The sequence below is a fragment of the Streptosporangium sp. NBC_01755 genome, assembly GCF_035917995.1.
In the GTDB taxonomy this organism is placed as follows: Bacteria; Actinomycetota; Actinomycetes; order Streptosporangiales; family Streptosporangiaceae; genus Streptosporangium.
This window is the reverse complement of record NZ_CP109131.1, coordinates 1,450,059-1,469,642: the sequence shown is the minus strand read 5'-3', so window position 1 is coordinate 1,469,642 and position 19,584 is coordinate 1,450,059. Positions and strand designations below refer to the sequence as shown.

Genomic DNA, 19,584 nt, shown 5'->3' with positions numbered 1-19,584 from the left:
CTCACCCCTCTTCGATCATGGATTCTCGGAGGGCCGAGATCTCGTCCTCGTACGCCTGGCCGATGCTTTCCAGGAAGTCGAGCGCGGCCCTGGCCTCCACCTCGTCGATCTTCGACAGCGCGAACCCGACGTGGATGAGGATCCAGTCGCCCGGCACGATGAACTCGCCCTCAAGCAGGCCGATGTTGATGGCGCGCTTGACGCCGCTGACATCGACCATGGCCAGGTCAGGACGGTCCGACAGGATTTCCACGATCTCCCCGGGAATTCCCAGGCACATGAGCGGCCTCCGCCATCTGGATGGATTCGAGGACGAGGTCGTCGCCGCCCTCGGTGTCGATATCGGTGCCGCCGCACCCCGCACAGACGGTGAAGGGGTCGACGGAGGCGGACGTACTGCCGCAGGAGCGGCAGGTCATCCGCACGGGGACGATGACCAGGTCCACCTGGGCGCCCTCGGCCACGGACCCGTCGGCGATCGCGGAGAACGCCTGGTTGATCACCGGTTCGGTGATGCGAAGCAGGGCACCCGCGTGCACTCGCGCCCGCCGCACCCGCCTGCCGTCCGCGCGCTTCTCCACCGCGGTGAGGATCGCCTCGGCGATCCCGAATTCATGCACGACTGTTCCCTCTCATTCGAGTTCGATCTCCCGGTGTCCGGACGCGTCACATACTGCGCATCCTCAGATAGCGCTTGATGTCGGGAAGCGTCACGTAGAGCAGTGCGGCCACTCCCGCCAGCGCCGCCCCGGCCAGAACGCGTTTCAGCATGTCCGTTCCTCCTCGTGCCCCGCGGTGGCGAGCGCCATCGCGATCTGTTGCCCGGCCAGTTCGACGACGAGGTCCGCCGCCCTGCCGACGGCGTCCGAGACCGGCGCGCTGAGCTCCATGCCCGGCGAGGTGTCGGCGGGCTGGCAGCCGACGAGCAGGACGCGGCCGGCCCCGCCGCCGAGCGTGTTCACCAGCGACAGCACGGTCTCGGGTGTCATCGAGTGCGCGTCGGCGAAGGATCCCGGCACCTCGCCCGCCGTTGGTTCGAGGACGTACAGGGTGCCGGGCGGGCCGTCGCGGGATACCGCGTCGATGAGGATCGTGCTGTCGTAGCCGCCGCCGGTCAGCTCGTAGGCCAGATGGATTCCCCGGATGCCGAAGTCCCGCAGCTCGACCTCGTCGGGCAGGTCGGCGTCCGCCAGGCGCCCGGCCACCGCGACCCCGAAGCCGTCGTCGCCGAGGAAGACGTTCCCCACACCGGCCACCAGGATTCTCATGCGCCGGCCTCCCCGTCGAGTGCCGCCCCCGGAGGCGACCCCTCCGAGGCCTTGCCGCCTGGGAGTGAGTCGCCTGGGAGTGAGTCGCCCGGGAGTGAGCCGCCGGTGAGTGGGTCGTCCGGGAGCGGCTCGACCTCGTCGGGGGCGAAGTAGAGGAAACGGCCGTGCGATCGGTGCAGGTCGGCGCCCGGGTCCTCCTCCAGGGTGACGGCCAGGTGGTGGGCGCCGTCGAGATCGAGGAGCACCGCCTCGACGTGGGCGGTCCTGCCGGTCAGGAACATGTCATGGGCGTCGGCGCGCCGCCTGCCGGGAACCAGCCGGACCCTGCTGCCCCTGGATACGGCCACCCCGCAGACCGTCACGCTGTCGGTCTCCGGCGAGACCGTGGCATCGCCCGCGGGGTCCCACCAGGGCGTGGGAACCTCCGGCCGACTCCAGGGATCTCCCTCCTGCCCCGGAGGCTTGGAGGGCTGCGGGCCCGTGGTCGCGTCCACCGAGCGGATCGCACCGTGCAGCCGTTCCACCAGTTCGGGGGGCATGCCGCTGACCATGTCGATGAGCTCGGCCACCCGGGGGTCGGTCGCCCGTGCCTCCCGCGTCTCCTCGTCGGTGAGGGTGAGCGTGCGGAGGTGGAGCATCTCGTCGATCTCGGTGGAGTCGAACAGGGTGCCCGGACTCTCCGGGGCGATGTCCGGGTGGTCGTAGAGGATGATCGGCGAGGAGAGCATCACGTCCCGGTGGCCGGGCTCGCCCACGAGTACCGGCCAGGTGTGCTCGTTGCGGCAGGTCTCCACGGCCGGCCGCGCCCATTCCGGCGGGTCGAGCAGGGAGACGAAGGCCCCGGCGGTCACCGCGATGAGCAGGTGCGCCGAGATCAGCGAGTGCCGCAGCGCCTGCTCGCGCGGCGCGCCCAGCGGTTTCCAGTCGTCGGTGTTCTGCACCCGGGCACGCAGCTTGACCAGCTCGTAGGGGCCGGGCACCAGTTCGGCGGAGACCCTGAGCTCGGCGTGGAGCGGCAGGTGTTCGGAGACGACGCGTCCCACGACCTCTCCGGACGATGCCACGATCGGCTCGATCACGCGGTCTCCGGGAATCCGTACCTCGATCACCCGCTCGGGGGCGTCGAGCAGGCCGGCGACGGGGAGCACCGTCTCCAGCTCCCGCTCGGTCGCCTCGTCGAAGCTGAGGTAGGTCCGCTGGCCGTTCCGTAGCTGCTGGACCGGCCAGTAGCCGTCGTCCTCGGCACGCTCGACGCTCCGCGTTCTGAGGTGAAGGAAGCGCAGGCTCAGGTGCGCCACGGCGTACGTGGCCCCCTCCAGGAGGCATTCGGTCACGCTGGCCGGGTGCTCGGCGGTCGCGGTGAACCCCGGCGGGACGAGCACTCCGAACTGCCAGCGCACCTGGTTCTTGGCCGCCGAGGCGCGGTAGGGGTAGAGCAGGTAGCCCTCGTACAGCACCGCGTCCGCCACCCGCCGGGCGATGTCCATCGGCACGCTCATCGCCGCGCCTCCTTGAGCAGTAGTTCCAGGGTCTCGTCCCAGGTCGCCAGGGCGCGGGCGGACTTGAAGCCGCTGAGTTCCCGGAGCGTGTCGCGGCGCAGCCGCAGCCACCCGGAATCCGGGAAGTAGCGGTCCATCAGCTCCCGCCACACCGCCACCGGCAGCCGGCAGCGGGCCTCGCAGTGCCACGGCACCTGGCTCACCGAGAAGCCGCCCGGCGCCCTGGCGAACACGGTGCCGCTGAAGAGCATGAGCATCGGGATCTCGCCCTCGTCCAGCGCGGCGAAGTATCTGCCCGCGGCCACCTCCAGGTCGTAGCCGCAGGGCACCGGAACGTCGATCTCGGTGCTCCGGGTGAACGCCGGGACCATGACCGAGACGTTGGCGAACTGCAGGGGCTTCAGCGTGTCGCCCCACCGGGCCGGGTCGCCGAACAGGTCGCCGAGCAGCCCCGCCTCGGCTCCGCCGTAGCGCCTCAGCTGCGGCTCCACCCGGATCTGGCAGTGCAGCGCGATGGTGTGCACCCCGTCGGGGGAGGGGTCGGTGACGCGCAGCCGGAAGACGAGCGTCGGGAAGGCGGCGTACGCCTCCGCCCGGATGTCCACGCAGCCGAACGCGAGCTCAGCCACGGCCGTCACCGCCCAGGACGGGCGCGAGCGCCGCATCGGCGCTGTCAACGGGCGGCACGGTTCGGCTACGGCCGCGCAGGTCGGCGAAGAAGCCCTCGATGGCCGCCCGCGCCTCCTGACCGCCGTCGAAGCCCTTCCAGTGCAGCCGCACCAGGCCGACCAGCTCGTAGCAGGTGTCGATCGGCACCAGGTGGCAGGCGAAGCCTCCGTCGGGACGGCGGTCCACCAGGAGTGCCTCCACGTCGGGCTGGACATCGGCCATCGCCGGGTTGGCCGCCAGGACGCGCTCCCACGTTTCCAGCGGCAGCAGCGACTCGGTGGCGCCCGCCGGGCTCGGGTAGAACGCGACCGTCTGGTCCAGCGCGGAGTTGCGGAAGAAGAACGCCGTGCGGACCGGGATCTGCATCTCGTCCCAGTCGGCCGTGCCCAGCAGGAACCGCGGGGCGTGAAGGTAGCGCCGGGGGACGGACCGGTAGCGCGCCCGGCCGCTCGTATCGCGGGTGAACAGCAGATGGCAGGCCCGGCAGGCGCACAGCAGTCCCCGGGTCTCCACGTTCACGACGTGGCCGTGCTCCTCGCCGGCGGGCACCGCGCACAGTTCGCACAGCGTCACCGGCGGCCCGTTCCCGCTGGGCGGCTCGCGGAACCTGCGCAGCCCGATGGTCGTCACGAGACCGGCTCCGACGCCGGTGTCCGCTCCGGAACCGGGCACGGGCCGGGCGCGCGGCGCTGGATCTGCAACAGCTCCGGGCGGTCGTCGGTCACCCCTTCGACCTCCACCCCGGACACCTCGGGAGCGGCCTGGCCGATGGCCCGCTCGATGGCGTCGGTCACGGTGAGCCGCGAGGACGGGCAGCCGTGGCAGGTGCCCTCCAGGCGGAGCCGCACGATCCCGTCCTCGCCCACACCGAGCAGCTCCACGCCGCCCTCGTGCGACCCCAGATAGGGCCGTACGCCGTCCAACGCCTCGCGAACGCGTTCGGCCGTGCTCAGCGGGTGCAGGTCGTGCAGCACCAGCAGGCCGGACACGAGCGGGTCGTCGACCAGGTGGCGCAGTACCTCGGATGCCTCGGCCTCGGTGACGATCTCGACGACGCGCTCCAGACCGGCGCCGTACAGCTCGACGAGGGCCCGTACCAGGTCCTCGGCCTTGGCGCGGGTCACGGCGTCGCTCAGCGTGCCGAGGTCGGCGATCAGCGCCTCGACGCGATCGCCGGTCACCCGGATGTCATGGGCTTGTGGCATCTGCCCAGGCCCCCTTTCCGACCCCGGGGAGCGGTCGGCCCCCCGGCCGCCGCTGGATCAGGTGGTGTCGAAGGCGTGTGGGGTGTGCAGCCTGCGGAGCTCCTCGCCGCCGCCGAGGTACATGTGCACCCCGCACGGCAGGCACGGGTCGAAGCTCCGCACGGTGCGCATGATGTCGATGCCCTTGAAGTCCGCGGGCGGGTTCTCCTCGAAGATCGGTGTGTTCTGCACCGCGTCCTCGTAAGGTCCCGGCGTGCCGTGTACGTCGCGGACGCTGGCGTTCCAGGGGGTCGGCGGATACGGGTGGTAGTTGGCGATCTTCCCGTCCCTGATCACCATGTGGTGGGAGAGCACGCCCCGCACGGCCTCGGTGAAGCCGCAGCTGATCGCCTCGTCGGGAACCGTGAACGGCTCCCAGGTCTGGGTGCGGCCCGCGCGCACCTCGGCCAGGCCCTGCTCGACGAAGTAGAGCGCGCACGCCGCCGCGTAGGCCTGGAAGTAGGTGCGGGCCCGGTTGCGCTCCAGGGCGTTGGACAGCGGCTGGCCGTTGTGCTCGGGGATCGTCCACTCGAACGTCTTCTCCGGTTTCAGCGCCGTCCGCGGCAGGTTGATCTGCACGCTGTGACCGGTGGACCTGACGTAGCCGATGTCGACCCTGCCGGCCAGCGCCGTCGCCCAGAGCCTGGCGATGGGGCCGCCGCCGGTGTCGAGCGCGAGCGTGTTCTCCCCGTCGAACCAGCGGGGTGACATGACCCAGCTGTACTTGTCGCCGAAGTCGCGCTTCTGCGGGTGCGGGATGGTGTGCTGGTTCCACGGGTGCCGGATGTCGATCGGGTTGCCCAGCGGGTCGTGGGTGACGAACGGCTCCTGGCCCTGCCAGTCGTCGTAGTAGGAGCTGCCCAGCAGGATCCGGATGCCGAGGTTGATGTCGACCAGGTCGTTGGTGACGAGCCTGCCGTCGACGATCACCCCCGGCGTGACGAACATCTCGCGGCCCCAGTCGCCCATGTTGCGGTAGGTGTAGTCGCAGTGCTCGGGGTTCTGGAAGCTTCCCCAGCACCCCAGCAGCACGCGCCTGCGGCCCACCTCCTCGTAGCCGGGCAGTGCCTGGTAGAAGAAGTCGAACAGGTCGTCGTGCATGGGCACGACCCGCTTCATGAACTCCACGTAGCGCATCAGCCGGGTCAGGTAGTCGGTGAACAGCTGCACCGTCGCGACGGTGCCCACCCCGCCCGGGTAGAGCGTGGAGGGGTGCACGTGCCGGCCCTCCATGAGGCAGAACATCTCCCGGGTGGTGCGGCTCACCGCCAGCGCCTCGCGGTAGAACTCGCCCTCCAGCGGGTTCAACGAGCGCATGATGTCGGCGATGGTCTTGTAGCCATGATCGGCCGCGTGCGGTGCCTCGGTGCGCTCGGCCATCGCCAGCACGCCGGGATTGGTCTCGCGGACCATCTTCTCGCAGTAGTCGACCCCCACCAGGTTCTCCTGGTAGATGTTGTGGTCGAACATGTACTCGGCGGCCTCGCCGAGGTTGACGATCCACTCGCCCAGGGCCGGGGGGCGCACCCCGTAGGCCATGTTCTGCGCGTAGACCGAGCAGGTCGCGTGGTTGTCACCGCAGATCCCGCAGATGCGGCTGGTGATGAAGTGGGCGTCGCGCGGGTCCTTGCCCTTCATGAAGATGCTGTAGCCGCGGAAGATCGACGAGGTGCTGTAGCACTCGGCGACCTGCCTGTTCTTGAAATCGATCTTGCAGTAGATGCCGAGGCTCCCGACGATCCTGGTGATGGGGTCCCAGGCCATCTCCACGAGTTCCGGGTTCTGTTCCGATGTCGTCATGTCAGCTCCAGGGCGCCTTGTAGCCGGTCAGCAGCTCGCGCCCCTTGTGGCGCCACTTCGGTTCCTTGTCGACGGTCTTGGAGGTGATGCCGCGCAGGGCCCGGATGACCGTCCCGTACGCGCCGCTCACCGTCGAGGAGATGAGGGCGCCGGGCGGCTCGTCCATGAACGGCATGAACTTGTCGGGGAAGCCCGGCATCGTGCAGGCGATGCAGATGCCCCCCACGTTCGGGCAGCCGCCGATCCCGTTCATCCAGCCGCGCTTGGGGACGTTGCACCTGACGACCGGCCCCCAGCAGCCGATCTTCACCAGGCACTTCGGCGAGCCGTACTCGGTGGCGAACTGCCCCTGCTCGTAGTAGCCGGCCCGGTCACAGCCCTCGTGGACGGTCTGGCCGAACAGCCACGTCGGTCGCAGCGCCTCGTCCAGCGGGATCATCGGCGCCTGCCCGGCGACCTGGTAGAGCAGGTAGAGGAGCGTCTCGGAGAGGTTGTCCGGCTGGATCGGGCAGCCGGGCACGTTGACGATCGGCAGGCCCGCCTTGGACCTCCAATCCCAGCCCAGGTAGTCGGCGACGCCCATGGCCCCGGTCGGGTTCCCCGCCATCGCGTGGATGCCGCCGTACGCCGAGCAGGTGCCCGCGCACACGATCGCGGTCGCCTTGGGTGCGAGCCGGTCCAGCCACTCGCTGGTCGTCATGGGCTGGCCGGTGTCGGGGTTGTTGCCGAATCCGCACCAGTACCCCTCCTGCTTGATCGCCTCGTTCGGGATCGAGCCCTCGACGACCAGCACGAACGGATCCAGCTCACCGCGATCGGCCTTGAAGAACCACTCGATGAAGACGTCCGCGCCCTGCATCGGCCCGGACTCGAAGTCGATCAGAGGCCAGTGCACGGCCACCTTGGGAAGTCCGGGAAGCGCGCCGAGCACGATCTCCTCGATGCTCGGCTGCGTCGCCGCGGTGAGCGCGACGGAGTCGCCGTCGCAGCTCATCCCGGCGTTGATCCACAGTATGTGGACGATCGGTTCCTGCCGGTCCGGAGATCTTCTGCCTGCCGTATCCGTCGGCGCTGTCATGACGCCTCCCCAACTCCTGGTGGATGTCTGTGGAACGTGAAGGGGGAGGGAGCCATCGCGGGTCCTCAGCCGGGGTCGTGCGTCCGCGGGGTCAGTGCGTGCCGGATGAGTTCCCGCAGGACGTGGTAGAGGGTGGTCTGCGCCTCCTGGATCCGGTGTACCGAGGAGGAGGGGACGACGAACAGGTGGGCCAGAACTCCCAGCTCGGACAGTTCGGTCAGCCTGCCACCCCCTCCGCCGGCCAGTCCGACGGTGAGCATGTCCCGGCGGGCCGCCTCCTCGAACGCCCGGACGACGTTGGCGGAGCCGCCGCTCGTGGACAGGCCGACGGCGATGTCCCCCGGCCGGCCAAGCGCCGCGAGCTGCCTGGAGAAGATCACCTCGAACCCGACGTCGTTGGAGAGCGCGGTGACCACGGCGACGTCATCGGTCAGACAGAGCGCGGGCAGGGCCGGGCCGTGCTGGGGGTGCAGGAAGGCGGAGGCCACCTCCTGGGCGTCGGTGCTGCTCCCGCCGTTGCCGAAGCTGAACAGCCGGCCGCCGGAGGCGAACCGCTCGGCCATCTCCCCGGCGCATGCCGACAGCTCCGCCGCCGACTCCTCACCCACCCGCCGGCGCAGCCGCACGATCTCGCCGATCTTCTCCAGGGCCGACCGCCGGGCCTCGGTCTCCGCCTCCGCCGTGCCGGGCCCGGTCCGGTCCGGATGGTCGTGGTCGTGGTCGTACTCGTGGTCGCACTCGTACTTGTCGAGGAAGGGGTACAACCCCCGCGTGCCCTCCATGGGCGTTCCGTCAAGCGTGCTCATCGCCGTCCCTCCGCCCTTCGTTCCCGTGCGCGATCACGGCGATGGCCTCCCTGGCGTGTACGAGAACGGTGTCGCCCACCATCGGGTCGACCAGCGCCACGCTCACCTCTTCGAGGACTCCGCCCGCGTCGACGATCGCCAGCTCTGCCTCCAGCAGTCTGACCACCCGCACCGGCAGTGCCTGGTCGGAGCAGGTGATGCAGACACCGGCGGTACAGTCCTCGGGCCCGTTCACCGGGTCGCCCCTCTCATGGGTGGGCCGAGCCGGTCGAAGAACACGTGGACCAGCTCCCACAGCAGGTGGTACGCGGTGACGTGGACCTCCTTGACCACGGCCGGGTCGTCGGACGCGATGACCAGGACGTGGTCGGCCATCTCGCCGTCGTGTCCCTCCCTGTGTCCCTCCCTGTGCCCCTCTCCGTGGCCTTCGCCGCCGGTCAGGGCGATGGTCAGCAGGCCCAGTTCCCCAGCGGTCCTCAGGCCGCGCCGGACGCTCGCGCAGCGGCCGTCGCGGGAGATTCCAAGGGCCGTGTCGGAGGCGTCCGCCCAGTGGCGCACCTGGTGGGCGAAGACCTCGGCGGCATCCTCGCCGCTCTCGCCGACGCCGACCGTCGCGGTGTCATTGCCCAGTGCCACCGCCGCGAGCGCCTTCTTGCCCACGATGACCGGGTGCATGAACTCGACCGCGACGTGCGCCGCGTCCGAGCCCGCGCCGCCATCGCCGAAAACGATCAGCTTGCCGCCGAGGTGGAACCTGGCGGCCATGGCCCGGGCGGCATCCGCGATGCGCTCCACGTCGCCCGCCAGAGCGCGCCCGGCGTGCTCCCGCCGCGCGAAGGCCGCGATGACCGCCGCCTCCGTGACCGGGGCGATGGCGGATGGTTTTTGGGTACTTGGTGTGACAGGCATGTCAACGCTCCGTATTTTTCACGGTAACCGATACGTTACGGTTGGCCGTTTCAGGGCCGACACCCCTGGCTCGACAACCAACGGCAAAGCTCTGATCATCGACGTAACCTTCCCGTCCAGATCATGTGAGCCCTGGGGCGCCCCCGCCATGCGCGGGAAGGATGGCGGGATGGGCACGGGGTGGGCGCGGGTCCGCGTCAGGATCAGGGTCGAGGGGATCGTGCAGGGGGTGGGTTTCCGCCCTCATGTCCACTCCCTGGCCCGGCGGCTGGAGTTGTCGGGGTGGGTGGGCAACGACGACCATGGCGTTTTCATCGAGGCCGAGGGGGTGCCCGGCGACGTCGCGCGCTTCCAGGAGGAGCTGCGAGATCAGGCCCCGCCGCTGGCGGCGATCCACCGTATGACGGCCAGCGCGATACCGGCGCGCGGGGATCGCGGATTCCGCATCGCGGCCAGCCGAGGCGGAGACCAGCGGGTCACCCTTATCTCACCCGATGTCGCGACATGTGATGACTGCCTGGCCGAGCTGTTCGACCCCGCCGACCGGCGCTACCGGCACCCCTTCGTCAACTGCACCAACTGCGGGCCGAGGTTCACCATCATCCGGGACGTCCCCTACGACCGGCCCGCCACCACGATGGCCACCTTCGCCATGTGCGGAGAGTGCGAGAGGGAGTACCTCAACCCGGCGGACCGCAGATTCCACGCCCAGCCGATCTGCTGCCCGGCCTGCGGCCCGGTCCTGCGCCTGCTGGACGGCGGTGTTCACCACGGCGGTGTTCACCACGGCGGTGTTTCCCGGGGTGACAGCCCGTATGTCCAAGGTTCTGATGGCGATCCGATCGTGGCGGCGGCGGAGGTGTTGCGGGCGGGCGGCATCCTGGCGGTCAAGGGGCTCGGCGGGTATCACCTGGCGGTCGACGCCGCGGACGAGGAGGCCACCAGGACCCTCCGGTCCCGCAAGCGCCGCGAGGACAGGCCGTTCGCGGTCATGGTCCCCGACCTGCGCGCCGCGCACGCACTCTGCGAACTGGACGCCGAGGGCGAGCGGCTGCTCACCGGCCCGTGGCGCCCGATCGTGCTGCTGCCCCGCCGTCCCGGCGCCGCGCCGGCCGGAGCCGTGGCCCCGGGTGACCGCACTCTCGGCCTCATGCTGCCGTACACGCCGATCCACCACCTGCTCGCCACCGAGTTCACCCGGCCGTACGTGCTCACCAGCGGAAACCTCTCCGATGAGCCCATCGCCCACCGCGACGGCGACGCGCTCGTCAGGCTCGCCGGGATCGCGGACGCCTTCCTGACGCACGACCGGCCGATCCACATCCGCGCCGACGACTCCGTGGTCCTCGTCGCGCGAGGGCGGGCGCTACCGCTGCGCAGATCCCGGGGATACGCCCCCGAGCCACTGCGGCTCTCGCCGCCCGCCCGGCGACCCGTGCTCGCCTGCGGTGCCGAACTGAAGAGCACGTTCTGCCTCGCGAGGCAGGGATACGCCTTTGTCTCCCACCACATAGGCGACCTGGAGAACTACGAGACGCTGCGCTCCTTCACCGAGGGGATCGAGCACCTCGGGCGCCTGCTCGGCATCACCCCCGGGCTCGTCGCCCACGACCTCCACCCCGAGTACCTGTCCACCAAGTACGCCCTCGACCTGGACTCGGTGGACCTGACCGGGGTCCAGCACCACCACGCGCACATCGCCTCCTGCCTGGCCGACAACGCCGAGAGCGGTCCGGTCATCGGGGTGGCCTTCGACGGCCTCGGTTACGGCACCGACGGCACGATCTGGGGTGGCGAGATCCTGGTGGCCGACCTCGTGGACTTCACCCGCGCCGGGCGCCTGGCACCGGTGCCGATGCCAGGCGGTACCGCGGCGATCAGGCAGCCCTGGCGGATGGCGGCCGCCCACCTGAAGGCGGCGTACGGCGCCGCGCTACCCGAGGATCTGCCGGTCAGGAGCCGCCAGGGCACACGCTGGGAGGAGGTGCTCGCCGTGGCCGAAGCCGGGACGAACTCCCCCCTCACCTCCAGCGCCGGCCGCCTGTTCGACGCGGTGGCGGCGATCCTCGGGCTCCGCGACACCGCCGGATACGAGGGACAGGCCGCGATCGCCCTGGAACAGCGGGCAGACCCCACCGAGAGCGACGCCTACCCGGTGCGGATCCTCGACGAGGGGGCGCTCCTGACGATCCAGGTCGCGGACCTCATCCGGGCGGTCACCGAGGAGACCCGCGCCGGGGTGGTCCCGACGCTCGTCTCCGCACGCTTCCACAACGGGCTCGCCGCCGTCACCGCCGCGGCGTGCGCGAGGGTCCGCGAGAGCACCGGGATCGGCACGGTCGCCCTGTCCGGCGGGGTCTTCCAGAACCGCCTGCTGCTTGACGGCCTCGCAGGCGCCCTCGGGCTCGGAGGTTTCCGGGTCCTCACCCACCGCGCCGTACCCCCCAACGACGGCGGCATCAGCTTCGGCCAGGCCGCCGTGGCAGCGGCACGCGACGCCCTCGGCCTGCTCTGACACAGGGCCTGACGAGAGGCGCCGAAGTCAGGGGCGGGGTACGTCCCGAAGTGCCAGAGGTCGCACTCCGGGTCCTTGCCGGCGTAGTCGCGTGAACCGCTTTCAGGAGGTCAGACCGGTGTGGTGGGCGAGGAAGGTCAGCTGGTCGGCGGCCAGCTCGATGGTCTTGCTCACCGAGCGGGCCCCGTGACCGGCCTCCATCTCGTTGCGGAGCAGGATCGGCCGGTCCGAGGCCTGGGCGTGCTGCAGGGCGGCGCACATCTTCCAGGCGTGCAGCGGATGAACCCGGGTGTCGGACTCGAAGACCGCGAACAGCGTCGCCGGATAGCGCTCCCCCTCCCGCACACGGTGGTAGGGGGAGTAAGAGTGCAGCCAGGCGAACTCGTCGGGCTTCTCGGCGGAGCCGTACTCGACGTTCCACGTCGCGCCCAGACCGAACAACTCGTAGCGGATCATGTCGAGCAGCGGCGCCGAGCAGACCACCGCGGCGTACAGCTCCGGGCGCTGGGTCAGGGCCGCGCCGACCAGGAGGCCGCCGTTCGAGCCACCGGAGATGGCCAGTTGCGAGGGCGTGGTCACGCCGGTGGCGATCAGATGCTCGGCCGCCGCGTGCAGGTCGTCGAAGACGTTCTGCTTGTGGGAGAGCATCCCGGCCCTGTGCCACTCCTCGCCCTGCTCGCCGCCACCGCGCAACTGGGCGATGGCGTACGTGCCTCCCGCCTCGACCCAGCTCAGGATGGACGCCGAGTAGCCGGGGGTCATCGAGAGCCCGAAACCGCCGTAACCGTACAGGACCGTGGGGCGCGGGCCCTCGGCGCCAGGGCGGGAGATCACCAGCATGTGGACCTCGCTGCCGTCGGCGGAGTGATAGGTCACCTGCTCGGTGTTGACGGCGGGCACCTCGACGGCGCCGGGGGAGGCCGCCCAGAGGGTCGTCTCGCCGGTGCGGGCGTCATAGCGCTGGATGCTCGGCGGCGTGGTGTTGTCGGTGTAGCCGAACCACGCCTCGTGGCCGCCCTCCGGGCGCTCGCTGATGCCGCCGATGGTGCCCAGGCCGGGCGTCGGCACATCTCCGACGCGCTCACCGGTGGCCAGGTCGTGCACCGAGATCTCACTGATCGCGTGGCGGGTCCAGCCGACGAGCATGACCGGCCGGTCGAGGTCGTCGAGGATCGCGAAGTCCGTCAGCACGGCCTCGGGGTCCTGTGGGATGAGGTCGCGCCAGTTCTCGAACCGAGGGGCGGACGGGTCGGTCACGCAGACGCGGGCGCGCGGGGCGTCGCGGTCCGTGAAGACGTACAGGCGGCCGTCGCGGCCGAAGTGCAGGGCCGTTTGGGCGTCGACGTCCTGCTGGACGACGACCAGGTCGGGGGAGGAGGGGGAGGAGGCCTCCAGGTCGGCCACCCACAGGTCGTTGCGCGGCGCCGTGCCCCGGGAGGCGGAGATCTGCAGCCGGCGGCCGTCGCGGGAGACCGCCACGCCGTAGTAGTTGGTCTTCTCCAGGCCCTCACCGAAGATCAGGACATCCTCCTCGGTGGAGGTGCCGACCCGGTGCAGGTAGACCCGGCGGTGGAACTGCTCCTCCCCCTCGGGCACCTCGGTGGCGGGCAGCCTGCGCACGTAGTAGAAAGCCTCGCCGCCGGGCAACCATGCCACGGGGGAGTAGCGGCAGCGGTCGATCGGCCCCTCGATGCGGTCGCCGAACGCGATGTCCATCAGGTAGAGGCTGGACTCCTCGTCGCCGCCCACCGAGACCTGGTAGGCGAGCAGGCGGCCCTCCTTGTCGGGCTGCCAGGAGTCGAGGGTGGTCAGTCCGGTCGAGTCGAGTGCCATCGGGTCGAGCAGCGCCCGCTCGGTGCCGCCGGAGTCGACGGTGTAGAGCACGGCGTGCTCCTGCTCCGGGGTGCGCCTCATGAAGAACCGCCGCTCCCCGCGCCACGTCGGCGCGCCGACCGAACCGGACCTGAGCAACTCCGTGATCCGAGTCTTGAAACCCTCGCGCCCGGGGAGGATGTCCAGTTCGGTCTCCAGCAGCCTCGCCTGCCCCACCAGCCAGTCCTTCGTCGCCGGATCGTTCGGGTCCTCCAGCCATCGGTAGGGATCGGGAACAGGCACCCCGTGAAGCTCCTCGACGAGCTCAACACGGCTGGCTGGAGGGTACGGCTGTCGCGTCATGGCTGGAACACTACGACCTCCGGAGGACAGAACGCGGGCATTGCGCGAGGGGCGTACCTGATCTTCGCCAGGAGGAGTTAAGAACTAGTAATGCGGGCATAAAACGTATCAGGCTTCTCTCCAGTCATTTATGGGTGGCGGGAACCGTGACGCAGCAGCCAAACTTGGTGAAGGACGGTGCCGTGGTGAGCATCCGCTGGGCCGTCCGGCGGAGGTCCTCGTGACGGAAGCGCCCGGGCCCCAGGAGGGGCCGCCAGCCGGGGCACGCGGTGGCGTGCCCCCCCAACTGACACGTCCTGTGGCGGGAGAGGCCCGCTGATGCGCCAGGTCCTGCTCTTGAACGCCACCTACGAACCGCTGACCACCCTGTCCCTGCACCGGGCCGTCGTGCTCGTGCTCAGGGAGAAGGCGGACGTCGTGCACCGCGACGGGCGGGGCGCCGTGTTCCGCTCGGCGAGTCGCACGCTCGACGTTCCCTCGGTGATCAGGCTTCGGAGATATGTCCGGATTCCTTACCGGTCGCGGATCCCGCTGACCCGGACCGCGTTGATGCGCCGGGACGACTACCGATGCGCCTACTGCGGCCAGCGGGCCGAGACCATCGACCATGTCATCCCGCGCTCGCGAGGCGGTCCCCACACCTGGGAGAACTGTGTCGCGTCGTGCACGACGTGCAACCACCGCAAGGCCGATCGCATGCTGGAGGAACTGGGGTGGACGCTCAGCGTCGCCCCGGTGGTGCCACGCGGCGTCCACTGGCGGTTGATCGGCGCGCACATCGTCGGTGACCCCCAGTGGGCGCCCTACCTCGCGGAGAGCGCGGCCTGAAAGGACGGCGCCGCCGCGATCGTGCCGTACGGCACGATCGCGGCGGCATGCCCGTTGGCGGCGGTGATCCCCGGTCGGCACAATCATGGTCATGACATGGACCTTCACCTCCGACATCGAGGCGTACGCGGGGACGGCGGAGCCGTGGTTGCTGCGGGATCCGGTTCGCAACACCGTCCCCCTCACGGTCCTGCGCGCCGTACGGAGTGGTCTGTGGGGCGATGACGTGCTGCTGGGCAGGCTGGAGCGCGACGGCCGGATCGTGGCGACCGCGATCCAGACACCTCCTCACCCCCTCCTGCTCCCGACCATCCCAGCCGACGCCGTGCCCGAACTCGCCACCGGCCTGATCGAGATCGAGAGGGCGATCCCAGGGGTGAGCGGGCCACTCCCGCTGGCCGAGGCGTTCGCCGCCTCCTGGTGGCGGCCCGAGGCCAAACGCCGTGCCGAGCGTCTCTACCGGCTCGACGCGCTGCTGCCCCCCGACCCTTGCCCGCGGGGGGCTTCCCGGGTGGCCGGCACCGACGACCTCGACCTCCTGGTCCGGTGGGGAGAGGAGTTCCAGTCCGAGGCCGAGGGCGTCGCCCCCGTCGACCTGACCCCGCTGGTGGCCAGCCGGATCGCCAGGCGGGAGCTGGTCGTGTGGGAGGCGGACGGGCGGCCCGTCGCGTTCGCCGGGGCCTCCTCGCCCGTCGGTGGAATGTCCCGGGTCGGTCCCGTCTACACGCCCGCGGAGTTTCGCCGGAAGGGCTACGGCACCGGGCTCTCCCACGCGGTGAGCGCCAAGGCGCTCACCGAGGGCGCCGAGGAGGTGCTGCTCTTCACGGACCTGTCCAACCCCACGTCCAACTCGATCTACCAGGCGATCGGCTACCGGCCGGTGGCCGACTACGTCTCCATCACCTTCGCCTGACCTTCCGCGCCGTGTCCTTCTCACCCGCCCGGAGAGACAGGGGGCCTGGGGCACGGGTGCTCGGCGAGCGAGCCGGGTAACCTTGGGGTCATGCCCCGATACGACTTTCGCTGCCGCGCCTGCGGGTCCACCTTTGAGATCTCCCGTCCGATGGCTCGCTCCGGTGAGCCCGCGCTCTGCCCCGAGGGCCACGACGACACGGTCAAGCTGCTGTCCACCGTCGCCGTGACCGGAGGCTCCGCGAGCTCCTCGGCCGCGCCCCAGCCCTCCGGCGGTGGCGGCGGCTGCTGCGGGGGCGGCTGCTGCGGCTGACCACACCGGGATCTGTCACCCGGATCGGTTCGCACCGCCGGGTGACAGCCCCCGAGAAGCCGGCTAAGCCCTACTTATGCACTTATGCGGCGCGCTTGCCCTGGAAGGGCAGGAATCCCTCGGCTCGGTGCGGGCGGGCCTGTACGAAGGTGGGTTCGGTGGCGACGATCCGGTCGAACCGGAACGCCCGGATCGCGTGGCGCATGCGGCACATGCCGACGAGATACCAGTATTCGCGGTGGACCATGCAGGTCACCGGGTCGACGTCGCGGACTGTGACCCGCCCGGAGACGTCACGGTAGTGGAGACGGATGACGAGGCCTGAGGTGATGGCGTTGGCGATCGTCCGGGCGCGGTCGGCGATCGGGGCGGGCATCGGCTCGGTGAGGGTCGTCAGGGTGGTGGCGACGACGTCGTTGTCGATCTCCATCTGCTCGAACGCGTGACGCAGGCCGCTGCGGGCGGCGCCTGCCTGCGGACCCGACCCCAGATGCGCCATCGACAGGGCGAGGGCGGCGATCTCGGCGGCCGTCAGCGGGGCGGTGGGCTTCATGACGCTAGTCATACCCAGATAATACGTCTGAGCACTGACATTTTTTCGAACTTCCTATCGGGTAAGGCATCTCTACCCGATAGGAAGCCCAGGTCAGCGTGACAGCTGCGACAGGTCGCGCGAGGCGCCGGTGGAGGCGGAGGTCGTGAGCGCGGCGTACGCCTGCAGCGCGGCGCTCACCGGGCGCTGGCGGTCGCGCGGCCGGTAGCCGCCCAGGTCGGCCAGGAGCCTCTCCCGGCGCGCGGTCAGTTCCTCCTCGGAGACCTTCAGCCCGATCGAGCGGCCGGGGATGTCGATCGCGACGAGATCGCCGTCCTCGACGAGCGCGATGGTGCCGCCCTCGGCAGCCTCGGGGGAGGCATGACCGATGGACAGGCCGCTCGTGCCGCCTGAGAAGCGGCCGTCGGTGATCAGCGCGCAGTCCTTGCCCAGCCCCTTGCCCTTGAGGAACGAGGTGGGGTAGAGCATCTCCTGCATGCCGGGCCCGCCCTTCGGTCCCTCGTAGCGGATCACCACGACGTCACCGGCCTTGACCCTGTTGTTGAGGATGCCCTCGACCGCGTCGTCCTGCGACTCGAAGACCACGGCCGGGCCCTCGAACCTCCAGATCGACTCGTCGACCCCGGCGGTCTTGACGATGCAGCCCTCGGTGGCGATGTTGCCGTAGAGGACGGCCAGGCCGCCGTCGCGGGTGTAGGCGTGCTCGACGTCACGCACGCAGCCCTCGGACCGGTCGAGGTCCAACTCCTCCCAGCGGGCGCCCTGGGAGAAGGGCTTCACGGTGCGGACGTTGCCGGGGCCCGCGTGCCACAGCTCAAGCGCCTCCGGCAGCGCACCCGGCGACTGCGGGTCCCAGGCGTCGAGGTAGTCGCCCAGGGTGCCGCCGTTGACCGTGTAGGCGTCGCGGTGGAGCAGGCCCCCTCGGTCGAGCTCGCCCAGGATCGCCGGGATGCCGCCGGCGCGGTGGACGTCCTCGACGTGGTACTTCGCCGTGGCGGGGGCGACCTTGCACAGACAGGGCACCCGCAGCGAGATCTCGTTGATCTCCTTCAGCCCGAAGTCGACTTCGGCCTCGCGGGCCGCCGCGAGGATGTGCAGGATCGTGTTGGTCGAGCCGCCCATCGCCACGTCCAGCGCCATGGCGTTCTCGAACGCGTCCTTGGTCGCGATGGCGCGCGGCAGGACCGTCTCGTCGTCCTGCTCGTAGTAGCGGCGGGTGATCTCCACGAGCCGGCGCCCGGCGTCCTCGAACAGCTTCCTGCGCGCCTTGTGCGTGGCCAGGATCGTGCCGTTGCCCGGGAGCGCGAGGCCGATGGCCTCGGCGAGGCAGTTCATCGAGTTGGCGGTGAACATGCCGCTGCACGAACCACAGGTCGGGCAGGCGTTCTCCTCCATCTCCAGCAGTTCGGCGTCGGAGACGGCGTCGTTGGCCGCGGCGATCATCGGGTCGATCAGGTCGAGCTTCCCGTTGGGGGTCTTACCCGCCTCCATCGGACCGCCGGAGACGAAGACGGTGGGGATGTTCAGCCTGAAGGCGGCGAGCAGCATGCCCGGAGTGATCTTGTCGCAGTTGGAGACGCAGATCAGCGCGTCGGCACAGTGCGCGTTGACCATGTACTCGACCGCGTCCGCGATCAGCTCGCGGCTGGGCAGCGAGTACAGCATGCCGCCGTGACCCATCGCGATGCCGTCGTCGACCGCGATCGTGTTGAACTCGCGCGGGATCGCCCCCGCCTCGCGGATCGCGCCGGCCACAACGTCACCGACCTCGCGCAGGTGGACGTGCCCGGGGACGAACTGGGTGAAGCTGTTGGCCACGGCGATGATCGGTTTCCCGAAGTCCTCGCCGGCTACGCCCGTCGCCCGGAGTAGGGCCCGGGCCCCGGCCATGTTCCTGCCGTGAGTGACCGTACGAGACCTGAGGGCGGGCATGAGGCTTCTCCCATCATCGAAACCGTGGTCTATGAATGGTACGGCCACCGCTCAGCGCGTGAGACGACTGCCCATGCCATGAGAGATCAGGTCCGTGACCACACTTTCCGCGAACACCGCCGCTTCGCGGACACCGTGTTGGGAGAGGCCGGTGAGGACGGCCGAGGTCAGTTCTCCGGGTAGCGCGCGGGCAGGACCTGCCCGGCGACCTCGTAGATCCTTTCGATTTCGGTGTCGGTGAGTGAGCGTTCCCGCTTGGTGATCCATTTACGGACACGACTACCGTCGAACACGTCGACCTCGCGGACGTTGAGGACCTTCCAGGGGATGGCCGGGCCGTAGATCGCCAGGGACGGCACGATCGTGATCTCACGGCCGAGCTCCGCGCCGATCAGCTCGGCGGCCTGGGACGCCTCCCAGCGCGCCTCGTCGAGACGGGGCTTCTGGTTGAACGGGCCGTGGAACAGCTTGCGGTGCGACTGGACGCGGACGGGCAGGCGCTTGTCCCACTTCTCCGAGTCGACCGCGTAGACGCCGGTGGGACCCACGACCAGGTGGTCGATCTGGGCCTCGCTACCGGGGATCGCGCGGGCGTGCAGGGTGCGGTAGCCCCCGCGCTCCAGCCGTTTCAACTGCATCTCCGTCCGCCGCTCCGCGACCGAGGAGCGCCGCCAGGCGGGCACCGACGAGCTGGAGCGGGCATGCAGCACCGTGTCGACGATCGCGGCCACCACGGCGGCGGTGAAGCCCAGCTGCCAGCTGGCCAGCAGGACGGCCGCGAGCACGCCCACGCCGACCGCGACGAGAACGCGCCGGCGCAGGTGGCGGTACTTGGGGTGGTCGAGCAGGCTGCGCAGCGCGGCGCGCTCGACGGGTGCGTACGTAGACGCTGGTGCGGCGGGTCGAGACGTCGGCCGGTCCTCGGCCTGTCGGTCACTGACCCAAATCGGTGACGTAGTGTTACCGTCTTCTGGTACCTGACCGGAATCCACGTAACTCACGGTAGCTGACGTCCTCGGGGGGTGCCTAGTATTGCGTATCTCATACTTTTGTGACCACCGTCACCCGCTTGACACTGCTATG

The 19,584-nt window shown here is 70.1% G+C and carries 21 protein-coding genes; 4 read left to right on the top strand and 17 right to left on the bottom strand.

Annotation, left to right across the window (positions count from 1 at the left end; translation table 11 throughout):
• Position 1 precedes the first annotated feature (1 nt).
• The 13 genes from OG884_RS06555 to OG884_RS06500 all read right to left on the bottom strand — a co-directional run bounded on the left by OG884_RS06555 (position 2) and on the right by OG884_RS06500 (position 9,273).
• Positions 2 to 253 carry a HypC/HybG/HupF family hydrogenase formation chaperone gene (locus tag OG884_RS06555; protein ID WP_442811642.1) on the bottom strand — a complete coding sequence of 84 codons (252 nt, stop codon included), beginning with the start codon at positions 251 to 253 and terminating at the stop codon, positions 2 to 4.
• Positions 228 to 620, bottom strand: coding sequence for a hydrogenase maturation nickel metallochaperone HypA/HybF (locus tag OG884_RS06550; RefSeq protein ID WP_326643168.1), 393 nt, complete (start codon positions 618 to 620; stop codon positions 228 to 230). The genes OG884_RS06555 and OG884_RS06550 overlap by 26 nt, the downstream gene beginning before the upstream one ends.
• 46 nt (positions 621 to 666) lie before the next feature.
• Positions 667 to 771 (bottom strand): DUF6893 family small protein, encoded by a 105-nt coding sequence (locus tag OG884_RS37405; RefSeq protein WP_442811641.1) that lies wholly within the window; start codon positions 769 to 771, stop codon positions 667 to 669.
• The gene (locus tag OG884_RS06545) at positions 765 to 1,268 is read right to left on the bottom strand and encodes a hydrogenase maturation protease (protein ID WP_326643166.1); all 504 of its coding nucleotides are present in this window, start codon (positions 1,266 to 1,268) and stop codon (positions 765 to 767) included. Before OG884_RS06545 ends, OG884_RS37405 begins: the two co-directional genes overlap by 7 nt.
• Positions 1,265 to 2,767 (bottom strand): hypothetical protein, encoded by a 1,503-nt coding sequence (locus OG884_RS06540; protein ID WP_326643164.1) that lies wholly within the window; start codon positions 2,765 to 2,767, stop codon positions 1,265 to 1,267. Before OG884_RS06540 ends, OG884_RS06545 begins: the two co-directional genes overlap by 4 nt.
• Positions 2,764 to 3,396 carry a DUF6084 family protein gene (locus OG884_RS06535; protein WP_326643162.1) on the bottom strand — a complete coding sequence of 211 codons (633 nt, stop codon included), beginning with the start codon at positions 3,394 to 3,396 and terminating at the stop codon, positions 2,764 to 2,766. The genes OG884_RS06540 and OG884_RS06535 overlap by 4 nt, the downstream gene beginning before the upstream one ends.
• Positions 3,389 to 4,066: a DUF5947 family protein gene (locus OG884_RS06530; RefSeq protein ID WP_326643160.1), complete on the bottom strand. Its 678-nt coding sequence runs from the start codon at positions 4,064 to 4,066 to the stop codon at positions 3,389 to 3,391. Before OG884_RS06530 ends, OG884_RS06535 begins: the two co-directional genes overlap by 8 nt.
• The gene (locus OG884_RS06525; RefSeq protein WP_326643158.1) at positions 4,063 to 4,641 is read right to left on the bottom strand and encodes a NifU family protein; all 579 of its coding nucleotides are present in this window, start codon (positions 4,639 to 4,641) and stop codon (positions 4,063 to 4,065) included. The genes OG884_RS06530 and OG884_RS06525 overlap by 4 nt, the downstream gene beginning before the upstream one ends.
• Before the next feature lie 57 nt (positions 4,642 to 4,698).
• The gene (locus tag OG884_RS06520) at positions 4,699 to 6,480 is read right to left on the bottom strand and encodes a nickel-dependent hydrogenase large subunit (protein WP_326643155.1); all 1,782 of its coding nucleotides are present in this window, start codon (positions 6,478 to 6,480) and stop codon (positions 4,699 to 4,701) included.
• Position 6,481: 1 nt separating this feature from the next.
• Positions 6,482 to 7,558 carry a hydrogenase expression protein HypE gene (locus tag OG884_RS06515; protein WP_326643153.1) on the bottom strand — a complete coding sequence of 359 codons (1,077 nt, stop codon included), beginning with the start codon at positions 7,556 to 7,558 and terminating at the stop codon, positions 6,482 to 6,484.
• A gap of 65 nt (positions 7,559 to 7,623) precedes the next feature.
• A complete protein-coding gene (locus tag OG884_RS06510; RefSeq protein WP_326643151.1) occupies positions 7,624 to 8,364 on the bottom strand; it encodes a D-sedoheptulose-7-phosphate isomerase in 741 nt (246 codons plus the stop codon).
• Positions 8,351 to 8,599 (bottom strand): HypC/HybG/HupF family hydrogenase formation chaperone, encoded by a 249-nt coding sequence (locus OG884_RS06505; RefSeq protein WP_326643149.1) that lies wholly within the window; start codon positions 8,597 to 8,599, stop codon positions 8,351 to 8,353. Before OG884_RS06505 ends, OG884_RS06510 begins: the two co-directional genes overlap by 14 nt.
• Entirely contained in the window at positions 8,596 to 9,273 is a 678-nt protein-coding gene (locus OG884_RS06500) for a D-sedoheptulose-7-phosphate isomerase (RefSeq protein ID WP_326643147.1), read from the bottom strand. The genes OG884_RS06505 and OG884_RS06500 overlap by 4 nt, the downstream gene beginning before the upstream one ends.
• A gap of 169 nt (positions 9,274 to 9,442) precedes the next feature.
• Here OG884_RS06500 and hypF point away from each other — a divergent pair, with 169 nt between their 5' ends.
• Entirely contained in the window at positions 9,443 to 11,788 is a 2,346-nt protein-coding gene (gene hypF / locus OG884_RS06495) for a carbamoyltransferase HypF (RefSeq protein WP_326643145.1), read from the top strand.
• A 102-nt stretch (positions 11,789 to 11,890) separates the two neighbouring features.
• Here hypF and OG884_RS06490 read toward each other — a convergent pair whose 3' ends face one another.
• Positions 11,891 to 13,963, bottom strand: coding sequence for a prolyl oligopeptidase family serine peptidase (locus OG884_RS06490; protein ID WP_326643143.1), 2,073 nt, complete (start codon positions 13,961 to 13,963; stop codon positions 11,891 to 11,893).
• 318 nt (positions 13,964 to 14,281) lie between these two features.
• On the opposite strand from OG884_RS06490, the gene OG884_RS06485 reads away from it, so the two are divergent.
• The 3 genes from OG884_RS06485 to OG884_RS06475 all read left to right on the top strand — a co-directional run bounded on the left by OG884_RS06485 (position 14,282) and on the right by OG884_RS06475 (position 16,016).
• Positions 14,282 to 14,791 carry an HNH endonuclease gene (locus OG884_RS06485; protein ID WP_030917850.1) on the top strand — a complete coding sequence of 170 codons (510 nt, stop codon included), beginning with the start codon at positions 14,282 to 14,284 and terminating at the stop codon, positions 14,789 to 14,791.
• 91 nt (positions 14,792 to 14,882) lie between these two features.
• The gene (locus OG884_RS06480) at positions 14,883 to 15,704 is read left to right on the top strand and encodes a GNAT family N-acetyltransferase (RefSeq protein WP_326643140.1); all 822 of its coding nucleotides are present in this window, start codon (positions 14,883 to 14,885) and stop codon (positions 15,702 to 15,704) included.
• A gap of 90 nt (positions 15,705 to 15,794) precedes the next feature.
• A complete protein-coding gene (locus OG884_RS06475; protein WP_326643139.1) occupies positions 15,795 to 16,016 on the top strand; it encodes an FmdB family zinc ribbon protein in 222 nt (73 codons plus the stop codon).
• An 82-nt stretch (positions 16,017 to 16,098) separates the two neighbouring features.
• Here OG884_RS06475 and OG884_RS06470 read toward each other — a convergent pair whose 3' ends face one another.
• The 3 genes from OG884_RS06470 to OG884_RS06460 all read right to left on the bottom strand — a co-directional run bounded on the left by OG884_RS06470 (position 16,099) and on the right by OG884_RS06460 (position 19,493).
• Entirely contained in the window at positions 16,099 to 16,581 is a 483-nt protein-coding gene (locus OG884_RS06470; protein ID WP_326643137.1) for a helix-turn-helix transcriptional regulator, read from the bottom strand.
• 81 nt (positions 16,582 to 16,662) lie between these two features.
• On the bottom strand, positions 16,663 to 18,501 hold the full coding sequence (ilvD, locus tag OG884_RS06465) for a dihydroxy-acid dehydratase (protein WP_326643135.1): 1,839 nt from the start codon (positions 18,499 to 18,501) through the stop codon (positions 16,663 to 16,665).
• 167 nt (positions 18,502 to 18,668) lie between these two features.
• The gene (locus tag OG884_RS06460; protein WP_326643132.1) at positions 18,669 to 19,493 is read right to left on the bottom strand and encodes a nuclease-related domain-containing protein; all 825 of its coding nucleotides are present in this window, start codon (positions 19,491 to 19,493) and stop codon (positions 18,669 to 18,671) included.
• Positions 19,494 to 19,584: the final 91 nt, after the last annotated feature.